The sequence below is a fragment of the Novosphingobium sp. AAP1 genome, assembly GCF_001295765.1.
In the GTDB taxonomy this organism is placed as follows: domain Bacteria; phylum Pseudomonadota; class Alphaproteobacteria; order Sphingomonadales; family Sphingomonadaceae; genus Novosphingobium; species Novosphingobium capsulatum.
The window spans coordinates 212,852-231,008 of sequence record NZ_LJHO01000003.1; the positions used below are offsets into that span (position 1 = coordinate 212,852).

Below are 18,157 nucleotides of genomic sequence, written 5' to 3' on the forward strand. Positions count from 1 at the left end.
CCTCAATCCTTCCAGCTGCGCGCGGGCAGCTTGACGGTCACCACTTGCCCCAGATCGGCCGCGCTGCGCCCCAGGGCAAAGCCATAGTCGCCGGCCGGCATGGTCCAGCGCCCATCCTTCCAATCGGCCAGGAGGCGCGGATCGAAGGTTACCGTGGCGCTCTGGTTCGCGCCCGCAGCCAGGCTCATCCGCTTGAAGCCGACCAGGCGTTGCAGCGGCTGGCCATTGCGGCTCACGAGATAGACTTGGCCCACGTCATCGCCGGCGCGCTGACCGGTATTGGCCAGGGTAAAGCTGGCAGACATTCCCGAAACTTTCAGGTCGCGCGCGGCAAAGCTGGTGTAGCTCAGGCCAAAGCCGAACGGGAACAGCGGCTTGTATCCCTTGCGGGCAAACCAGCGATAGCCCACGTCAGACCCTTCGATGTCATAATCGGCGTGCAGTTGGTCCTTGCCCGGGGCCGGATCGCCCCCGAAATTGGGCTCCACCCAATCCGCGCCATCCAGCTTGGGCCGGGGCAACTGATCGAGGCTGACGGGAAACGTGACGGGCAGGCGCCCGCCCGGGTTGGTGTCGCCGAACAGGACCGAGGCGATCGCCTCGCCCCCGCGCGCGCCGGGATACCACGCCTCCACCACGCCGGCCACCTTGTCGAGCCAGGGCATCATCACCGGGCCGCCGGTTTCCAGCACGACGATGGTGTTGGGATTGGCCGCCGCCACGGCAGCGATCAGCGCATCCTGGCCATCGGGCAGCGACAGGTCGGGCTGGTCGGCCCCTTCCGTGCGCCATTCGGTGGCAAACACGATCGCCACCTGGGCCTGGCGCGCCTTGGCAACGGCGTCGGCGATATAGCGCCCGTCGCGGAACGTGATGGTAGCCTTGGGCGCCAGGGCCTGGATCGCCTTGAGCGGGCTGGAGCGGTGATAGCTTTGCTGCATCAGCGCGGCAAACGGCCCGTCTCCGCCAAGCGAGCGCGTCGCGGCCGGGCCTCCTTCGCCCATGACCAGGCTCGAGCCCGAGCCGGCCAGCACGCCGCTGTCGGCATATCCGCCGATCACCGCGATGGAGGCGGCCGTCTTGGCCAGCGGCAGCGCGCCATTGTTCTTGAGCAGCACGATACCCTGCCGCGCGACGTCTTCGGCCACCTGGGCATGGGCAGCAAAATCGATCGCGCCGCCCGGCTGGGCCGGATGCTTGTCGATGCCCGTGGCATAGATCGCGGTCAGTACGCGGCGGTTCATGTCATCGAGGCGGGCGGCATAGGCCTTGTCCGCCCCGGCCTTGGCCTTGAGCACGTCAGCAAAATAGAGCGCCTTGTCCAGCTCTGCGCCGGATTGCTGATCCAGCCCGCCCAGCGCCGCTTCAACCCCGGGCACCGCGCCCCAGTCAGACATGACGAAGCCCTTGTAGCCCCAAGAGCCCTTGAGCACCTTGTTGAGCGCCCAGTCGCTGGCGCAGGCCTGCGCCCCACCAATGCGGTTGTAGGCACACATCACCGCGCCAGGCTGGCCCTTTTCGATGCCGATCTGAAACGCCAGCAGATCGCTTTCCCGCGCCGCGCCCTCGGCAATCTTGACATCGACATACTTGCGCCCGGTTTCCTGGCCGTTGAGCGCGAAGTGCTTGATCGTCGAAATGATGTGGTTCGACTGGATACCGGCAATCGCCGCGCCCACCAGATCGCCCGAGAGCAGCGGGTCTTCGGCCAGGTATTCGAACGTGCGGCCATTGCGCGGATCGCGCATCAGGTTGACGCCGCCAGCCAGCAGCACGTTGAAGCCCTTGGCCCGCGCCTCTGCCCCGATCATCGCCCCGCCGCGATAGAGCAGATCAGGGTTCCAGCTTGCCGCCTGGGCCAGGCCCGATGGCAGGGCGGTGGCGCCATCCTTGCGCAAGCCGCCCACCCAGGCAACGCCCAGGCTGGCATCGGTTTCGGTCAAGGCCGGCACGCCCAGCCGCGGAATCCCGGCGACATAGCCAGCGCCGAAAATCGCCCCAGCCGGGATCTTGGCCCCCGGCAGGAACGGCAGCGGCATCACGCCGTGGGTGAGGATCACCTTGTCGTCGGCGCTCATCTTGGCAAGCGTGGCGTCGGCGCGGGCCTGCGCCGCCGCCATGTCGACCGCGGGCGCCTGCTGGGCGCGGGCACCGCTGCCAAGCGCCAGGGCGGCGCAGCCGAGCACGAAGGGCAAATGGCGTTTCATCGCTGGGATCCTTGCTGGAACGAAAAAGAAAAAAGCGGGCCGCGCGCACGCACCAGGCGGCGCGCGGCCCGCAGCAGGGTAGACCGATGTTAGAACTTGACCCCGGCGCGCACGCCGAAGGTGCGCGGATCGCTCATCGTCAGGCTGGTGGCGTTGCCGGTCACCAGCGAGACCTTGTTCTCGATGTTCTTGATGAAGGCCGAGGCATACCAGGTGTCGTTCGGCGCATTGTAGGTCAGGCTCGCCTGGGTGCGCGAGCGCGACGGCGTCCACAGCTTGAGCCAGTAAGACCCGGTATCGCCAAACACCGTCACCGAATAGGCCGACGAATAGCGCGAATAGACCGAAGCGACGACATTGCCCGAACCGACCGGCACGGTGTAGTTCACCCCGCCATAAATGACGGTCGCGGGGGTGCGATCAAGCTTTTGCCCGGCATAGTTGATGGCGCAGGTGCCGTTGACCACGCCCGAGGGGCAGAACTGCGTATAATGCCCGTCGGTAAGATCGACGCCGAGCGTGAGGTTGAGATCGCGCATCGGGAAGAACTGCGTCTCGAATTCCCAGCCCAGCACGCGCGCCTTGCCCGCATTGGTCGTCACGGTCTGGTTGGCGCCATTGATCGGGATCACCGCGCTTAGCTGCATGTTCTTGTAATCATACAGGAACAGGTTGGTATCGATCTTCATCCACGGCGCCACGCGGCCACGGAAGCCCAGTTCATAGTCGGTCAGGGTTTCCGGCTCGTAATAGATGGCATGCTGATCGGCATACTTGAGCGAACCGGGCGTTGCCCCCGGCGTGGAATAATCGCAGCGTTCCCCTTGCGAGGTGACCAGCGACTGGCCAGCGCCACCGGTGGAACAGCCATCGCCAAAGCCGCCAACCTTGTAGCCGGTGGCGATCGAGCCATAGAGCAGCCCGCCCAGCACATCGGCATCAAAGCCCAGGCGCCAGGTGACCTTGCGGCCCTTGACCGAGGCATCGTTGACATAGCTGCGCCCGCTGCCCACGGTCGGGCCACCCGGCGCTGCGGGCGTGTTGGGATCGATGGAATACTGCCCGCCCACCAGCGGCTGGCCGCCCAGCGTGTTGAGGTGCACGGTGTGGCCATAGCGCGAGAGATCGTCGGCGGTATAGCGGATGCCCGCCGTGACGCGCAGCGCATCGGTCACCTTGTAGGTGCCCTGGGTGAACGCGCCCTTGGTGGACGAGATCGTGTGCTGCGGGAAGCCGTAGATGAACGTGTTGCCAAACGCGAAGGGCACCAGGTTGTAGATGAAGAACGCGATCCGCGATTCTTCGCGGAAGTAATAGAGGCCGCCCTGGATCTTGAGCGGGCCATCGCCGCTCGACGCCAGGCGCAACTCGTGGCTCTGCTGCGTGTAATCGCCGTTGAACGTGCCGGGCAGGTTGACGCCACCCGAAAGCACGTTGCTGTTTTCCTTGGCTTCGTATTGGCGGATCGAGCCAAGGTACGTCGCCTTCACGCCGCCGAAATCATAGTTGAACTCGCCGTCGAGATTATAGGCGATGTCATGCACGTTGGGCTTGAACGAAGACTGATCCCCGCCGCCATACTGGTGCGCCGACAGCCCCGAGGTATAGGTCTGGCCATCGACCGGGTTCACATAGGTGAGCGGCGCGTTGAAATTGGCGCTGGCGAGCGGCGTGGTGAGCGACTGGCGGGTATCGCCGATCGGTGCCCACACGGCAAAGCGCCCGCCGCTGGGATTGTTGCCAACCTGATAGAAATTGCTGAACGGCACCGAGGAATCGCGTGATCCGGTCAGCCGTGAATAGCCGCCGCGCAGCAGCAATTCGCCGCGATCGCCCAGCTTGAACAGGCCTTGCAGGCGGGCGGAAATATTGGTGCGGAACTTGTTGTTGTAATTGGGATCATTCGCCACGCCCTTGACGAAATTGTCGCGCGTGTCGAAATTGAGCGAGAGGCGGAACGCGGCCCAGTCGTTGACCGGCAGGTTGAAGGCCGCGTCGGCGTTATAGGCGTTGTAATTGCCCACGCCGGCATTGGCTTCCACGCTGGCCCGCTCGAAATTGGGGCGCTTGGTGATCACGTTGATCACGCCGGCCGTGGTATTACGGCCATAGAGCGTGCCCTGCGGCCCTTTGAGCACTTCGACGTGGTCCACGTCCATGAAGCTCACGTCGGCCTGCTGCGGCCGCGCCAGATAGACGCCATCGGCCAGGAAGGCGGCCGAAGGGTTACCCTTTTCGGTGCCGTCGGTGCTGGTCACGCCGCGAATGGTAATCTGCAGGCCATTGGTGCGGTCGATCGACAGGCCGGGCACCTGGTCACCCAGCGCGGTGGGATTGGTCACGCCCTTGGAACGCAGGCCATCGCCGGTGATCGCGGTCAACGCGATCGGCGTTTTCGACAGCAGCGTCTTGTCGCGCGTGGCGGTGACGACGATATCGGGCATCGACACATCGTCGCTGGCGGTCTTGGCCGCATCTTGCGCCGGTTCCGGCGCGGGCGTGCTCTGGGCATAGGCTGGCGCGGCCAGGGCCACCGCCGAAATCAGGCATGCTGTCTGGATCAGCTTCATGTCTTCCCTCCCTTTTTGTTCCCGCGTGCACGTGCGCCGCGGGTAGTGCTCCCGTTCGCGGCCACGCCCTGCCTGGCTTGCGCGCGTGGCGCAGACAGGCACTGCCCGGGCAATGGCCGCATGCCGAAATGGGGAAGAAACGGGCCGCAAAGGCCCAACGCCCGAAGCCATGCTTCGAACCGCAATCGATATCCTCTCCATCGGCGGCAAGTTTTCGATCTTGCTTAGCCATGGTTTGAAATGAATCAGTCAGCGCTGTCAAGACTGCGCTGTCAGAATTTCGCGTGACCTTCCGAAAGAAATAGCCATAATGGTTGACATGGAGAGGCACCCGTCGGCCAAAACGCCACAATCCCCATCTGACCCCGCCGCCCTTGCCGGCCCCCCTTCCCGCCCCGCTGGCGCCAAGGAACGCGCCACGATGGAGGACGTCGCCCGGCTCGCCGGGGTCTCGCTCAAAAGCGTGTCGCGCGTGGTTAACCGCGAGCCGCATGTGTCAGACGGCCTGCGCGCCAAGGTGGAGGCCGCGATCGCCGCGCTGGCCTTCGTTCCCGACGCCGCAGCGCGATCGCTGGCCGGATCGCGCACTTTCATCGTCGGGCTGCTGTTCGACAACCCGAGTCCCAACTACACCATCAAGATCCAGTCGGGCGTTTATCGCGCCTGTGTCGAGCAGCAGTACCACCTGCGCATCGACAATATCGCCTCAGACCTGCCCCGCGCCGAGGTGGAGGCCCAGCTTGATGCAATAGTGCGCAACAGCCGCTGCGACGGGTTCATCCTCACCCCGCCGCTGACCGACAACGTGCAGGTCCTGGCCTTTCTGGAGCGGCGCGGCGTCCGCTATGCCCGCATCGCGCCCAACAGCGAGCTGGGCCGCTCTCCCTGCGTGGCGATCGACGATGCCGCCGCCGGTGCGCTGGTCGCCCGCCACCTGTGGGCGCTGGGCCATCGCCGCCTGGGCGTGGTCACCGGCCCGCCCTTGCACCGCGCCGGCGATCGGCGCCGCACCGGTTTCCTGGCGGCGATCCGCCAGCTCGATCCCGATCTGGTGGTGGCAGAGGCAGATGGCCTGTTCTCGTTCGAAAGCGGGATTGCCGCCGGCATGGACTTGCTGGCACGCGACCCGCGTCCTACCGCGATCTTTGCCACCAACGATGATTCCGCCGCCGGGGTCATGGTCGCCTGCGCCCGCGCCGGGCTGCGCGTGCCGCACGATATCTCGCTGTGCGGCTTCGATGACAGCTGGGTGGCCAAGTCGGTCTGGCCCTATCTCACCACGATTTACCAGCCGATCGAGGAAATGGGCTATGCCGCGGCGAGCCTGCTGCTCGATCGCGGCGAGACCGGCGATCGCCAGGTCATGCTCGATTTTCACCTGGTAGAGCGGGATTCACTGGCGCCGCCACCCTGAGGCAGCGGCACCAGCAAACCAGGCACGTGATCAATCGAGCAAGTCGAAGCGGTCTGCGTTCATCACCTTGGTCCAGGCGGCGATGAAATCGTCCACGAACTTGTCTTCTGCATCCAGCCCGGCATAGACCTCGCACACCCCGCGCAACTGGGCATTGGCCCCGAACACGAGGTCGACGCGCGTGGCCGTCCAGCGCGGCGCGCCGCTGGCGCGATCCTTGCCCACGTAGGTTTCCGCTTCATCGCCGGCCGGCGCCCAGGCCGTGGCCATGTCGAGCAGGTTGACCACGAAATCGTTGGTCAACTGGCCCGGCCGCGCCGTCAGCACGCCATGCGCCGCGCCGCCATGGTTGGCACCCAGCACGCGCAGCCCGGCAACCAGCACGGTCATTTCCGCCACGCCCAGGCCCAGCAACTGCGCCCGGTCGATCAGCAGCTCCTCGGCGTTCACATCGGTCGGCCCGGCCAGATAGTTGCGGAAACCATCGGCATGCGGCTCGAGCCAGGCAAAGCTTTCGGCGTCGGTCTGCTGCGCCGTGGCATCGGTGCGGCCCGGGGTGAACGGCACGTCCACCGTGCGGCCGGCGGCCTTGGCGGCCAGTTCGATGCCCACGCCACCGCCCAGCACGATCAGATCGGCCAGCGACACCTTCTTGCCACCACTGGCCGCACCATCGAACTGCGCCTTGATGCCGGCATAGACGTCCAGCACGCGCGCCAGCTTCTCCGGCTCGTTCACCGCCCATTGGCGCTGCGGCTCCAACGCGATGCGCGCGCCATTGGCGCCGCCGCGCCGGTCCGATCCGCGATAGGTGGCCGCAGAGGCCCAGGCCGTGCCGACCAGTTCAGCCACCGACAGTCCTGAGCCGGCGATCGCGGTCTTGAGCGTGGCCACATCGGCGGCATCGATCAGCGGATAATCGCGCGCGGGAATGGGATCTTGCCAGATCAGGTCTTCGGCCGGCACGTCTGGCCCGAGATAGCGCGCCTTGGGCCCCATGTCGCGGTGGGTCAGCTTGAACCAAGCGCGGGCAAAGCTGTCGGCAAAATAGGCCGGATCGGCACGGAAACGGTCCATCACCGCGCGATAGGCCGGATCGACCTTCATCGCCATGTCGGCCGTGGTCATCATCGTGGGCACCTTGACGCCCGGCGTATGCGCCTTGGGGGCCAGGGTCTCTTCGGGGTTGCCCACCGGTTGCCACTGGTGCGCGCCGGCCGGGCTGCGCACCAGTTCGTATTCGTGGTCGAGCAGCATGTCGAAATAGGTCATGTCCCACTGCGTGGGCGTGGGCGTCCACGATCCCTCGATGCCCGAGGTGATCGTGTCATCGCCCATCCCGGTGCCGTGGGTGGAGGTCCAGCCAAAGCCCATCTGGGCAATGTCGGCCCCTTCGGGCGCGGCCCCCACCAGCGCGGCATCGCCGCCGCCATGGGCCTTGCCAAAGGTGTGCCCGCCGGCGGTGAGCGCGGCAGTTTCGGTATCGTCCATGCCCATGCGGTGGAAGGTTTCGCGAATGTCGCGCGCCGAGGCCATGGGATCGGGCACGCCGCCCGGTCCTTCGGGGTTCACATAGATCAGCCCCATCTGGATCGCGGCGAGCGGACCCTCGATCTTGAGGCCGGCCTCCTCGTCGATCCGGGTCTGGTTCTGCGGGTCACCCACCCAGGTTTCTTCCATGCCCCAGAACACATCGAGGGCCGGTTCATGAATATCCGCGCGGCCGCCGCCAAAGCCGAAGATCGGGCCGCCCATCGACTCGATCGCAACATTGCCGGCCATGATGAACAGGTCAGCCCAGCTCAGCGCCGCGCCATACTTGCGCTTGATCGGCCAGAGCAGGCGCCGTGCCTTGTCGAGGTTGCCGTTGTCGGGCCAGGAATTGAGCGGCGCAAACCGCTGCGAACCCGATGACGAACCGCCACGCCCATCGCCGCTGCGATAGCTGCCAGCAGAATGCCAGGCCATGCGGATGAAGAACGGGCCATAATGGCCGTAGTCGGCCGGCCACCACGATTGGCTGTCGGTCATCAGGGCATGCAGATCGGCCTTCACCGCCGCATAATCGAGCCCCTTGAACGCGGCGCGATAATCGAACCCTTGCGGATAGGGGCTGGCCGATTGTCCATGCTGCGCGAGGATCGCCAGCGGCAGGGCCTTGGGCCACCAGTCCTGGTTCGTCCGTCCCAACAGGGGCCGCTTTTTGCCCTCGCCGCCGCCCATCGGGCACTTCGTCGTTACCGCATCCATGTCACTCTCCATTGCTTGGCCGAATCCGGTATCGGCCGTGAGCAGGACGCGACGATCCTGTCATGAAGCCATGACAGGAAAAAGCGCCTCTTGGTTCACTGCGCACATGTTTCAGAGGCTTGCAGCCGTCGCGCGCACGGCGTCGAGGATAACGCCCGCCACCGCCTCGGGCTGCGACAGCAGGCTCAGGTGCCCCGCCGCCACTTCGCTGGTCTGCGCGTTCATCGCCGCGGCCAGTTCGCGCTCCAGCGCCACGCTGACAATGCGATCCTGCGCGGAAACGATGTACCAGGTCGGGCGGGTTTCCCACGCGGCCTGCTCCACCTTGTCGCCAAAGGTACTGGCGGCGAGCGGCGGCTGCGTGGCGCAGAGCACGCGCGCCTCGGTCTCGGGCAGGTCCTGCGCCACGTCCTCGATCCAGCCTGCCGCGCTCAGCGTCAGGAAACCGGCGCCATCGTCTATGATCTTGCCCAGCGCCGGCGGGGCTTCGTGGCGGCCGACCTGATCGCCCACGGTTTCACCGGCCTTGGGCGCAAATGCGGCGACATAGACCAGCGCCTTGACCTTGGGATCGTTGCCGGCCTGGGTGATCACCGCCCCGCCCCAGCTATGCCCGACCAGCACCACTGGCCCGGCAACAGTGGCCAGCGTGCGCGCGGTGGCGGCCACGTCGTCGGCCAGCGAGGTCGTCGGGTTCTGCACCGCCACCACCGGCACGTCGGCCGCGAGCAACAGGGGAATGACCCGCTGCCAGCTCGATCCATCGGCCCAGGCGCCATGGACGAGAACGACGGTCGGCGTGGTGGGGGACGCGGTCATGACGGTTGGCTCCGATCAGGAGAGAGGGATGCCCGCAGGCCTGCAATGTTTTGCAAAACCACGCGTGCCGACAAAACCCCCGATCGGGTGAATCTCAACGCCCCAACCGGGGCTTGGGCTGACGGCCCCAGATTATGCCCAGCTGGCGGCCAGCCGGCCCCAACTTGCCACCAGTGCCGGGTCCAGCGCCTGGCCGCCGCCCACCAGACCCAGCCGACGGCGGAAATCATAGCCGGCCAGCGGCACCGCCACCACGCCATCGCCGGCCAGGCTCACCGGCCCGGTGGTCACCGCCAGCCCTTGCCGCACCAGATCCATGCAGCGTTCCTCGTTAGCGCTGCGCAGCAGGAAATGCGGCCGCACGCCCTGGGCGGTGAAGAAGCGGCTGGTTTCGCCCAGGATCTCGCAGCTGCGCCGCGCCACCATGATATCGGCCGCCAGGTCCAGCGCGCTGACCATGGTGCGCGCGGCCAGCGCGTGGCCCTGCGGCAGCAACATGGCATAGCTTTCTTCCACCACCGCTCCTTCCGCTGGCGCGCCATGCAGCAGGGTGAGAATGGCATCGAGTTGCCCTTCGCCCAGGCGGCGGCGCAGATCGGCATCGCTGCCTTCCAGCAGCACCAGCGGGCGCGTGCCCTGCATATCGTGCGCCAGTTGCACCAGCGCCCGGCCGGGCAAGGAGGCCAACACGCCCAGGCGCAGCGGCGCGGCCACCGGGGCCAGGTCCTGCGCCGGGGTTTCGGCCAGGCGAAACTCCCGCTCGATCGTGCGGGCATGGGCGAGCAGCCGCGTGCCCGCCGCCGTCAGGCGGATCTGCTTGCGATCGCGCATCAGCAAGGGCGCCCCCACCAGCCGCTCCAGTTCGGCAAGGCCGGCCGACAGCGTCGGCTGGCTCAGGTTCAGCCGCCGCGCGGCCGCGCTGATACCGCCGGTTTCGACGATGGCCAGGAACTGGCGCAGGTGGTTGCGTTTCAACATAGGTTTTTTCTATGGAAATCCGCTACGAAAATCAATTTCCTGCACAGCCAGCGGCGCGGTATCATGGCCACAGAAAACAGTGGGCGGGAAGAGGAGACAAAGCCGTGCGTGCAACCCCCGAACTCGATTTCGGCCTGGATGAAAACGCCCAGATGATCCGCGAGGCCGCCGGCCGCTTTGCCGACGAGCAGATCGCCCCGCTGGCCGCCGCGATCGACGCCGAAGACCGCTTTCCCCGCGAATTGTGGGAGCCGATGGGCGCGCTCGGCCTGCATGGCGTGACCGTGGAGGAGGAATTCGGCGGACTGGGCCTGGGCTATCTTCACCATGTCATCGCGGTGGAAGAAGTCAGCCGCGCCTCGGGCGCCGTGGGCTTGTCCTATGGCGCGCATTCCAACTTGTGCGTCAACCAGATCCGCCGCTGGGGCAATGCCGCGCAAAAGGCCAAGTACCTGCCCAAGCTGGTTTCGGGCGAACACGTCGGCAGCCTGGCGATGTCGGAAGCCGGCGCCGGTTCGGATGTTGTGGCGATGAAGCTGCGTGCCGATGCAGTCGATGGTGGCTTCCGCCTTAACGGCACCAAGTTCTGGATCACCAACGGCACGTATGCCGATACCCTGGTGGTCTATGCCAAGACCGCGCCCGATGCCGGCGCCAAGGGCATCACCGCGTTCCTGATCGAGCGCGGCATGCCGGGCTTCTCGATCGGGCAAAAGATCGACAAGATGGGCCTGCGCGGCAGCCCCACGTGCGAGCTGGTGTTTGAGGATTGCTTCGTGCCGGCCGAAAACGTCATGGGGCCCGTCAATGGCGGCGTGGGCGTGCTGATGAGCGGCCTGGATTACGAGCGCGTGGTTTTGGCGGGCATGCAGATCGGCATCATGCAGGCCTGCCTCGACACCGTCATCCCCTACGTCCGTGAACGCCAGCAGTTCGGCAAGGCGATCGGGACGTTTCAGCTGATGCAGGCCAAAGTGGCCGATATGTATGTCGCGCTGCAATCGGCACGCGCCTATGTCTATACCGTCGCGCGCGCCTGCGATGCCGGGCAGACCACGCGGTTCGACGCCGCCGGCGCGATCCTGCTCGCCAGCGAAAGCGCGTTCCGCGTGGCGGGCGAAGCGATCCAGGCGCTGGGTGGCGCCGGCTATACCAAGGACTGGCCGGTGGAACGCTATCTGCGCGACGCCAAGCTGCTCGATATCGGCGCGGGCACCAACGAAATCCGCCGCATGTTGATCGGCCGCGAACTGATCGGGATCAAGGGATGAGCGCGCCCGTCCTGCCCACGGCCATCGACCTCGCCAGCCCCGAAGCGCAGGCGCGCGCCGCGCACAACCGCGCCCTGGCCGAAGACTTGCGCGCCCGCGTCGCCAAGGCAGCCCTGGGCGGCGATGAACGCGCACGCGCCCGCCACACCGCGCGGGGCAAGCTCTTGCCGCGTGACCGGGTAGAGCGGCTGCTCGATCCTGGCTCGCCATTTCTCGAAGTGGGCCAGCTGGCGGCCAATGGCCTCTATAACGATGAAGTGCCCGGCGCGGGCATCATCGCCGGGATTGGCCGCGTTTCCGGGCGGCAGTGCATGGTCTTTGCCAACGATGCCACGGTCAAGGGCGGCACCTATTTCCCGATGACGGTGAAAAAGCATCTGCGCGCCCAGGAAATCGCGCAGGAAAACCGCCTGCCCTGCGTCTATCTGGTGGACTCGGGTGGCGCCAACTTGCCCAACCAGGCAGAGGTGTTTCCCGATCGCGATCACTTTGGCCGGTTCTTCTACAATCAGGCGCGGATGAGCGCGGCCGGCATTGCCCAGATCGCCGCCGTGATGGGATCGTGCACCGCCGGCGGCGCCTATGTCCCGGCGATGAGCGACGAGACCGTGATCGTGAAGGACCAGGGCACGATCTTCCTGGCCGGCCCGCCGCTGGTGAAGGCTGCCACGGGCGAGGAAATCTCGGCCGAAGACCTCGGCGGCGGCGATCTCCACGCGCGCCAGTCGGGCGTGGTCGATCACCTTGCTGAAAACGACGAACATGCCCTGTCGATCGTGCGCGATATCGTCTCGCACCTGGGCGCGCCCGATCGCGCGCGGGTAGAACGCCGCGAGAGCCGCCCGCCGCTGCACGATCCGCAGGGGCTGTACGGCGTGATCCCGCAAGACGTGCGCGCGCCCTACGATGTGCGCGAAGTGATCGCGCGGATCGTCGATGGCAGCGAGTTTCACGAATTCAAGGCGCTGTTCGGCACCACGCTGGTCTGCGGCTTTGCCCACATCCACGGACTGCCGGTGGCGATCCTGGCCAACAACGGCGTGCTGTTTTCGCAGAGCGCGCAAAAGGGCGCCCATTTCATCGAGTTGGCCTGCCAGCGCGGCATTCCGCTGCTGTTCCTGCAGAACATCTCGGGCTTCATGGTCGGCGGCAAGTATGAAGCCGAAGGTATCGCCAAGCATGGCGCCAAGCTGGTGACGGCTGTCGCCACCGCGCAAGTGCCCAAGATCACCGTGCTGATCGGCGGCAGCTTTGGCGCGGGCAACTATGGGATGTGCGGGCGTGCCTATGGCCCACGCTTCCTGTTCACCTGGCCCAATGCGCGCATTTCGGTGATGGGCGGGGAACAGGCGGCCAGCGTGCTCGCCACCGTGCACCGCGACGCCGCGAGTTGGACGCCCGAGCAGGCCGAAGCGTTCAAGGCGCCGATCCGCCAGAAATACGAAGACGAAGGCAATCCCTATTACGCTACCGCCCGCCTGTGGGACGACGGCGTGATCGATCCGGTGCAGACCCGCGACGTGGTCGGCCTGGCGCTGGAAGCCTGCCTGGAAGCCCCCTTTGCCGATCGTCCGTCCTTCGGCGTGTTCCGGATGTAAGCGCGCATGATCCAATCCATCCTTGTCGCCAACCGTGGCGAAATCGCCTGCCGGATCATCCGCACCGCCCGTCGCTTGGGCCTGCGCACGGTGGCTGTCTATTCGGAAGCAGACGCCCAAGCCATGCACGTGGCCCAAGCCGACCAGGCCGTGGCCATCGGCCCGGCCGCGGCGCGCGAATCCTATCTGGTGGGTGAGCGGATCATCGCCGCCGCGCTGGAAACCGGCGCCCAGGCGATCCACCCCGGCTATGGCTTCCTTTCGGAAAACGCTGCCTTTGCGCAAGCCGTGCTCGACGCCGGGCTGGTGTGGATCGGCCCGCCGCCCGCCGCGATTTCGGCGATGGGCCTCAAGGACGCGGCCAAGGCACTGATGCAGCAGGCCGGCGTGCCGACCACGCCGGGTTATCTGGGCGAAAACCAGGATGCCGAATTCCTGGCGGCCGAAGCAGCCAAGGTCGGCTATCCGGTCCTGATCAAGGCCGTGGCCGGCGGCGGTGGCAAGGGCATGCGCTTGGTCGAACAGCCGCAGGACTTTGCCGACGCGCTCGCCTCGTGCCAGCGCGAGGCGGCGGCATCGTTCGGCAATGCCCATGTGCTGATCGAGAAATACATCCTCTCGCCGCGCCATATCGAAGTGCAGGTGTTCGGCGACGCGCACGGCAATGTCGTGCATTTGTTCGAGCGCGATTGCTCGCTGCAACGCCGCCACCAGAAGGTGATCGAGGAAGCCCCGGCGCCGGGCATGGACGCAGCCACGCGGGCCGCCGTATGCCAGGCGGCGGTGCGCGCGGCGCAAGCCGTGGGTTACCAGGGCGCCGGCACGATCGAATTCATCGCCGATGGTTCGGAAGGCCTGCGCGCCGATCGCATCTGGTTCATGGAAATGAACACCCGGCTCCAGGTGGAACACCCGGTGACCGAGGCGATCACCGGCCAGGATCTGGTCGAATGGCAGATTCGCGTCGCCAGCGGCGAACCGCTGCCATGCCGTCAGGACGAGCTTTCGATCCAGGGCTGGGCGATGGAGGCGCGGCTCTATGCCGAAGACCCGGCCAAGGGCTTCCTGCCCTCGATCGGCCGGCTCGACCATCTGCACTTCGGGATGGTTGAAGGCGGGCGCATCGATACCGGCGTGGCGCAGGGTGATACGATCAGCCCGTTCTACGATCCGATGGTCGCCAAAGTCATCGCCCATGGTCCCAGCCGCGAAGACGCGCGCCAGCGCCTCGCCGCGATGCTCGACGAGACGGCGGTTTGGCCGGTGCGCACCAATGCCGCGTTCCTCGCGCGCCTGCTGCACCATCCGCAGTTTGTCGTCGGCGACGTTGATACCGGCCTGATCGGCCGCGACGGCGCCGCTCTGGCAGAGCCGCTTGCCCCCTCGGCTGCGGCCCTCGCCAAGGCCGCTGCGCGCCTAGCGGCGCCCAGCCTGGCGCCAGGCCTGCGCCTCAATGCCGCGCCCGTTCGCAGCGGGCATTTCCTGCTCGATGGCGCGCCCATTGAAATCGCCTTCGCTGGTGCCGCAACCAATCCGGCGCCTTTCACCCTGGTCTGCGAACACGGGCAGGTGTGGCGGCTCGAACCCTGGCACCACAAGCCGACCGACGGCGCCACTGCCGGCGATGGCGCGATCCTGGCGCCCATGCCCGGCCGCGTCATCGCGGTGTCCGTCGCGCAAGGGGAAACCGTTACCAAGGGCCAAAAGCTCTTGACCCTCGAAGCGATGAAGATGGAACACACGCTGGTTGCCCCGTTCGATGGCGTGGTCGACGCGCTCGAAACCCAGGCGGGCGCGCAAGTACAAGTCGATGCGCTGCTGGCGCGCATCACCCAGCAGGACGATTGAACCATGACCGGGCGCTTTTTCGATGCATGGGCCGTGGGTGACCGGATCGAACACCCGATCCGCCGCACCGTGACCGAGACCGACAACCTCATGTTTTCGTGCATGACGCACAATCCGCAGCCGCTGCACCTCGATGCTGAGGCCGCGCGCGCCAGCGAGTTTGGCCAGATCCTGGTCAACGGCACTTTCACGTTCGCGCTGATGGTCGGGCTGTCGGTGGGCGAAACCACGCTCGGCACGCTGGTGGCCAACCTCGGCTATGACGCGGTGACGATGCCCAAGCCGGTGTTCATCGGCGATACGCTCCACGCCACCAGCGAGGTGCTGGAAACGCGCCCCTCCCGCTCGCGTCCGGGCGCCGGCATCGTCACGTTCGCGCATGAACTGATCAACCAGCGCGGCGAGGTCGTGTGCCGCTGCAAGCGCAGTGCGCTCATCGCCGGAACGCCCGCATGAACCTGCGCTCCCTGCTGTTCGTACCGGCCGATCGGCCCGAACGCTTTTCAAAGGCAGCGGCGAGCGGCGCCGATGCGGTGATCCTTGACCTGGAAGACTCGGTAGCGCTCGCCGCCAAGGATGGGGCACGCGACGCCGTCGCCGAGTATCTGGCCGGCCCGCGCCCCTGCCCGGTCTTCGTGCGAATCAATCCGGTGGACAGTGGAATGGCCGCTGCCGATCTGGCGGCGGCGCTGCCTGGCCGACCCGATGGGATCATGCTGCCCAAGGCCGAAGGCGCGGAAACCGTCGGCACGCTTCTGGCCATGATGGGCGCGCAGGCCGTGCCGATCCTGCCGATTGCCACCGAAACGCCGGCCGCCGTGTTCGAACTGGGCACCTATGGCGATGTGCGCGCGGCGCTGTGCGGGCTGACCTGGGGCGCGGAAGACCTGCCCGCCGCGATCGGCGCTGCCACCGCGCGCGAAGACGATGGCCGCTATACCGCGCCCTACGAACTGGTGCGCAGCCTGACCCTGTTCGGCGCGCACAAGGCCGGCGTGGCCCCGATCGAAACGGTCTTTCCCGCGCTGGCGGACCTCGATGGGCTGGCGCGCTATGCCGCGCGGGCGCGCCGCGATGGCTTTACCGGGATGATGGCGCTGCACCCCGCGCAAGTGCCAGTGATCAATCAGGCTTTCACCCCCACCCCGGCCGAGATCGACCACGCCCGCCGCGTCGTCGCGCTGTTTGCTGCCGATCCCGCGCTGGGCGTGGTGCAACTCGATGGCCGGATGGTCGATCGCCCCCACCTCAAGCAGGCAGAGGCGATCCTGGCGCTGGCAGCGCGCAGCCAGCGGTAACGAAACCCTGGCGTGCCAGGTTCAGCCGACCGTCACGCCTGCCACCTGCCACGCGCCATCGACGTGTTCCAGCGTGACCGTCTCCACCACCTCGCCCTTCTTGGCAAAGTGGCTACGGAATTTCACCACTTCATAGCCGTTGGGGGGTGCAGGCAGGTTCTGTTCGCTGAGCAATTGGCGCGATTGCGCCATGCCCAGGTCGGCATGGACCTTTTCCGAAACGTTCGCCCAGACCTGCTGCGTGTTGGCCTTGCGGAAACGCAGCGTGGTCATGCGATAGGTCTGGGCCCAGTCGTGCTGGTCGGCAAGCTCGAGGAAACGGCGCGCCGTGGCGATAATCGCGGGATCGCTGGTTTCGACCGTGGCGGCGGGTTGCGGATCTGACGATGCATTCATTAGCGGCAGCGCCACAAGCGCGGCCAGTCCCATCAGCAATGACATGGCGATACTTCCTGTCTTGATCCAGCCGCGACGAGATATACGTTCGGCCAGGCCAGGCTGTTCCATATCGCCGGGGTGCGGGGCTTCCCCCAATTCGCTGTCCCCTGAATTTTTGGGGGGCTCTCCCTCGGCATCGAAAAGCAACCGCGCCGCTTCCCGGCTGCTCGACACCGCAAGCTTGCGCCGTGCATCACGCAGGCGTTCGTTGATCGTGTGCACCGAAAGATTGAGGCGGCAGGCGATCGATTTGGCATCGTGCCCGCGCACCATCAGACGCAACACCTGCCTTTCCTTTTCGGTCAGCGAGTCAACGGCGTGGGTGATCGGCGTGGTCATGGTCGGGCCACGACTATGGCACGCGATCCGCGCCAACCACCCCTAAATTCTTGTACTGCAGTTCCCGCGTGCAACCATTGGCGATCCGGGCGCGCGGGAAGGTTCAGGCGAGGAACCCGCCCAGCCGCCCACGGATGACGTCCTCGGCCTCGGCCACCATGCGGCTCAGCAGCTGCGCGCAAGTCGGGATATCGTGAATGAGGCCCTGCACTTGCCCGGCCCAGACCAGTCCGGCCTCGACATTGCCGGTTTCCAGCGCCTCGCGCCCCTTGGCGCCTGACACCAGCGGGCGGATGTCCTCGAACACCGCCTCGGGCCGGGCAGAGATGTCGACCACGCGATCAGACACCGGCGTTGCCGCCACGCGCCCGGTGTTGTGAAACCGGCGGAAGATCAGGCGCGTATCGCGCTCGCTGTTGGCCACCAGCAACTGCTTGATCGCGTCATGGATCGGCGCTTCCACCGTGGCGCAGAACCGCGTGCCCATGTTCACCCCTTCGGCGCCCAGCGCCAGCGCGGCGGCCAGCCCGCGCCCGTCACCAATGCCGCCGCTGGCCAGCATCGGAATGCTGATCTGGTCGGCTGCGGCGGGGATCAGGATCAGGCCGGGGATATCATCCTCGCCGGGGTGGCCGGCGCATTCAAAGCCATCGATGCTGATCACGTCCACGCCCATTTTCTGCGCAGAAACGGCATGGCGCACGGCGGTGCACTTGTGCAGCACGGTCACGCCGTGGCTTTTGAAATCCTCGATGTGCTCGCGCGGGTTGTGCCCGGCGGTTTCCACGATCTTGATCCCGCTATCGATGATCGCGCGGCGATACTCCGCATAGGGCGGCGGGCTGACCGAGGGCAGGATCGTCAGGTTCACGCCAAACGGCTTGTCGGTCATGGTGCGGCAGCGGTCGATCTCGCGCCGCAGATCATCGGGCGTCGGCTGGGTCAGCGCGGTCAGGATGCCCAGCCCCCCGGCGTTGGATACCGCGCTCGCCAGTTCGGCGCGGCCCACCCACATCATTCCCCCCTGCACAATGGGGTGGGCAATGCCCAAAAGCTGCGTAATCCGGGTCTTGATCGCCATGATTGCACCTCACATCGAAACGGCACGGCCCAGCGCCGTCCCTAAC

The 18,157-nt window shown here is 66.4% G+C and carries 13 protein-coding genes; 6 read left to right on the forward strand and 7 right to left on the reverse strand.

The features are described 5' to 3' along the window. Window positions 1–2: 2 nt before the first annotated feature. Both IP65_RS08195 and IP65_RS08200 read right to left on the reverse strand, forming a co-directional pair. Window positions 3–2,207 (reverse strand): glycoside hydrolase family 3 protein, encoded by a 2,205-nt coding sequence (locus tag IP65_RS08195; protein WP_054131382.1) that lies wholly within the window; start codon window positions 2,205–2,207, stop codon window positions 3–5. 89 nt (window positions 2,208–2,296) lie between these two features. Beyond that, entirely contained in the window at window positions 2,297–4,777 is a 2,481-nt protein-coding gene (locus IP65_RS08200) for a TonB-dependent receptor (RefSeq protein ID WP_054131383.1), read from the reverse strand. A gap of 421 nt (window positions 4,778–5,198) precedes the next feature. Between IP65_RS08200 and IP65_RS08205 the strand changes: the two genes are divergently transcribed. Further along, a complete protein-coding gene (locus IP65_RS08205; RefSeq protein ID WP_054131384.1) occupies window positions 5,199–6,191 on the forward strand; it encodes a LacI family DNA-binding transcriptional regulator in 993 nt (330 codons plus the stop codon). 30 nt (window positions 6,192–6,221) lie between these two features. Here the strand turns inward: IP65_RS08205 and katG are convergent, their stop codons facing one another. The 3 genes from katG to IP65_RS08220 all read right to left on the reverse strand — a co-directional run bounded on the left by katG (window position 6,222) and on the right by IP65_RS08220 (window position 10,238). Beyond that, on the reverse strand, window positions 6,222–8,441 hold the full coding sequence (gene katG / locus IP65_RS08210; protein WP_054131385.1) for a catalase/peroxidase HPI: 2,220 nt from the start codon (window positions 8,439–8,441) through the stop codon (window positions 6,222–6,224). Between the two features lie 111 nt (window positions 8,442–8,552). Further along, a complete protein-coding gene (locus IP65_RS08215; RefSeq protein WP_054131386.1) occupies window positions 8,553–9,260 on the reverse strand; it encodes an alpha/beta fold hydrolase in 708 nt (235 codons plus the stop codon). Between the two features lie 132 nt (window positions 9,261–9,392). Beyond that, a complete protein-coding gene (locus IP65_RS08220; RefSeq protein ID WP_054131387.1) occupies window positions 9,393–10,238 on the reverse strand; it encodes a LysR family transcriptional regulator in 846 nt (281 codons plus the stop codon). A 104-nt stretch (window positions 10,239–10,342) separates the two neighbouring features. On the opposite strand from IP65_RS08220, the gene IP65_RS08225 reads away from it, so the two are divergent. From IP65_RS08225 to IP65_RS08245, 5 genes are read left to right on the forward strand one after another with little or no spacing between them, the layout of a single operon-like run. Continuing rightward, complete coding sequence (locus IP65_RS08225) at window positions 10,343–11,509, forward strand: isovaleryl-CoA dehydrogenase (protein ID WP_054131388.1); 1,167 nt, start codon at window positions 10,343–10,345, stop codon at window positions 11,507–11,509. After that, window positions 11,506–13,107 carry a carboxyl transferase domain-containing protein gene (locus IP65_RS08230; protein ID WP_054131389.1) on the forward strand — a complete coding sequence of 534 codons (1,602 nt, stop codon included), beginning with the start codon at window positions 11,506–11,508 and terminating at the stop codon, window positions 13,105–13,107. The genes IP65_RS08225 and IP65_RS08230 overlap by 4 nt, the downstream gene beginning before the upstream one ends. A gap of 6 nt (window positions 13,108–13,113) precedes the next feature. Continuing rightward, window positions 13,114–14,955, forward strand: coding sequence for an acetyl/propionyl/methylcrotonyl-CoA carboxylase subunit alpha (locus tag IP65_RS08235; protein ID WP_054131390.1), 1,842 nt, complete (start codon window positions 13,114–13,116; stop codon window positions 14,953–14,955). 3 nt (window positions 14,956–14,958) lie between these two features. After that, window positions 14,959–15,411: a MaoC family dehydratase gene (locus IP65_RS08240; protein WP_022678325.1), complete on the forward strand. Its 453-nt coding sequence runs from the start codon at window positions 14,959–14,961 to the stop codon at window positions 15,409–15,411. Beyond that, window positions 15,408–16,253, forward strand: coding sequence for a CoA ester lyase (locus tag IP65_RS08245; protein ID WP_022678326.1), 846 nt, complete (start codon window positions 15,408–15,410; stop codon window positions 16,251–16,253). Before IP65_RS08240 ends, IP65_RS08245 begins: the two co-directional genes overlap by 4 nt. Before the next feature lie 21 nt (window positions 16,254–16,274). Here IP65_RS08245 and IP65_RS08250 read toward each other — a convergent pair whose 3' ends face one another. Both IP65_RS08250 and IP65_RS08255 read right to left on the reverse strand, forming a co-directional pair. Beyond that, window positions 16,275–17,030 (reverse strand): DUF4019 domain-containing protein, encoded by a 756-nt coding sequence (locus tag IP65_RS08250; RefSeq protein WP_022678327.1) that lies wholly within the window; start codon window positions 17,028–17,030, stop codon window positions 16,275–16,277. A 103-nt stretch (window positions 17,031–17,133) separates the two neighbouring features. Further along, window positions 17,134–18,111: a nitronate monooxygenase family protein gene (locus IP65_RS08255; protein ID WP_022678328.1), complete on the reverse strand. Its 978-nt coding sequence runs from the start codon at window positions 18,109–18,111 to the stop codon at window positions 17,134–17,136. Between the last annotated feature and the right edge of the window lie 46 nt (window positions 18,112–18,157).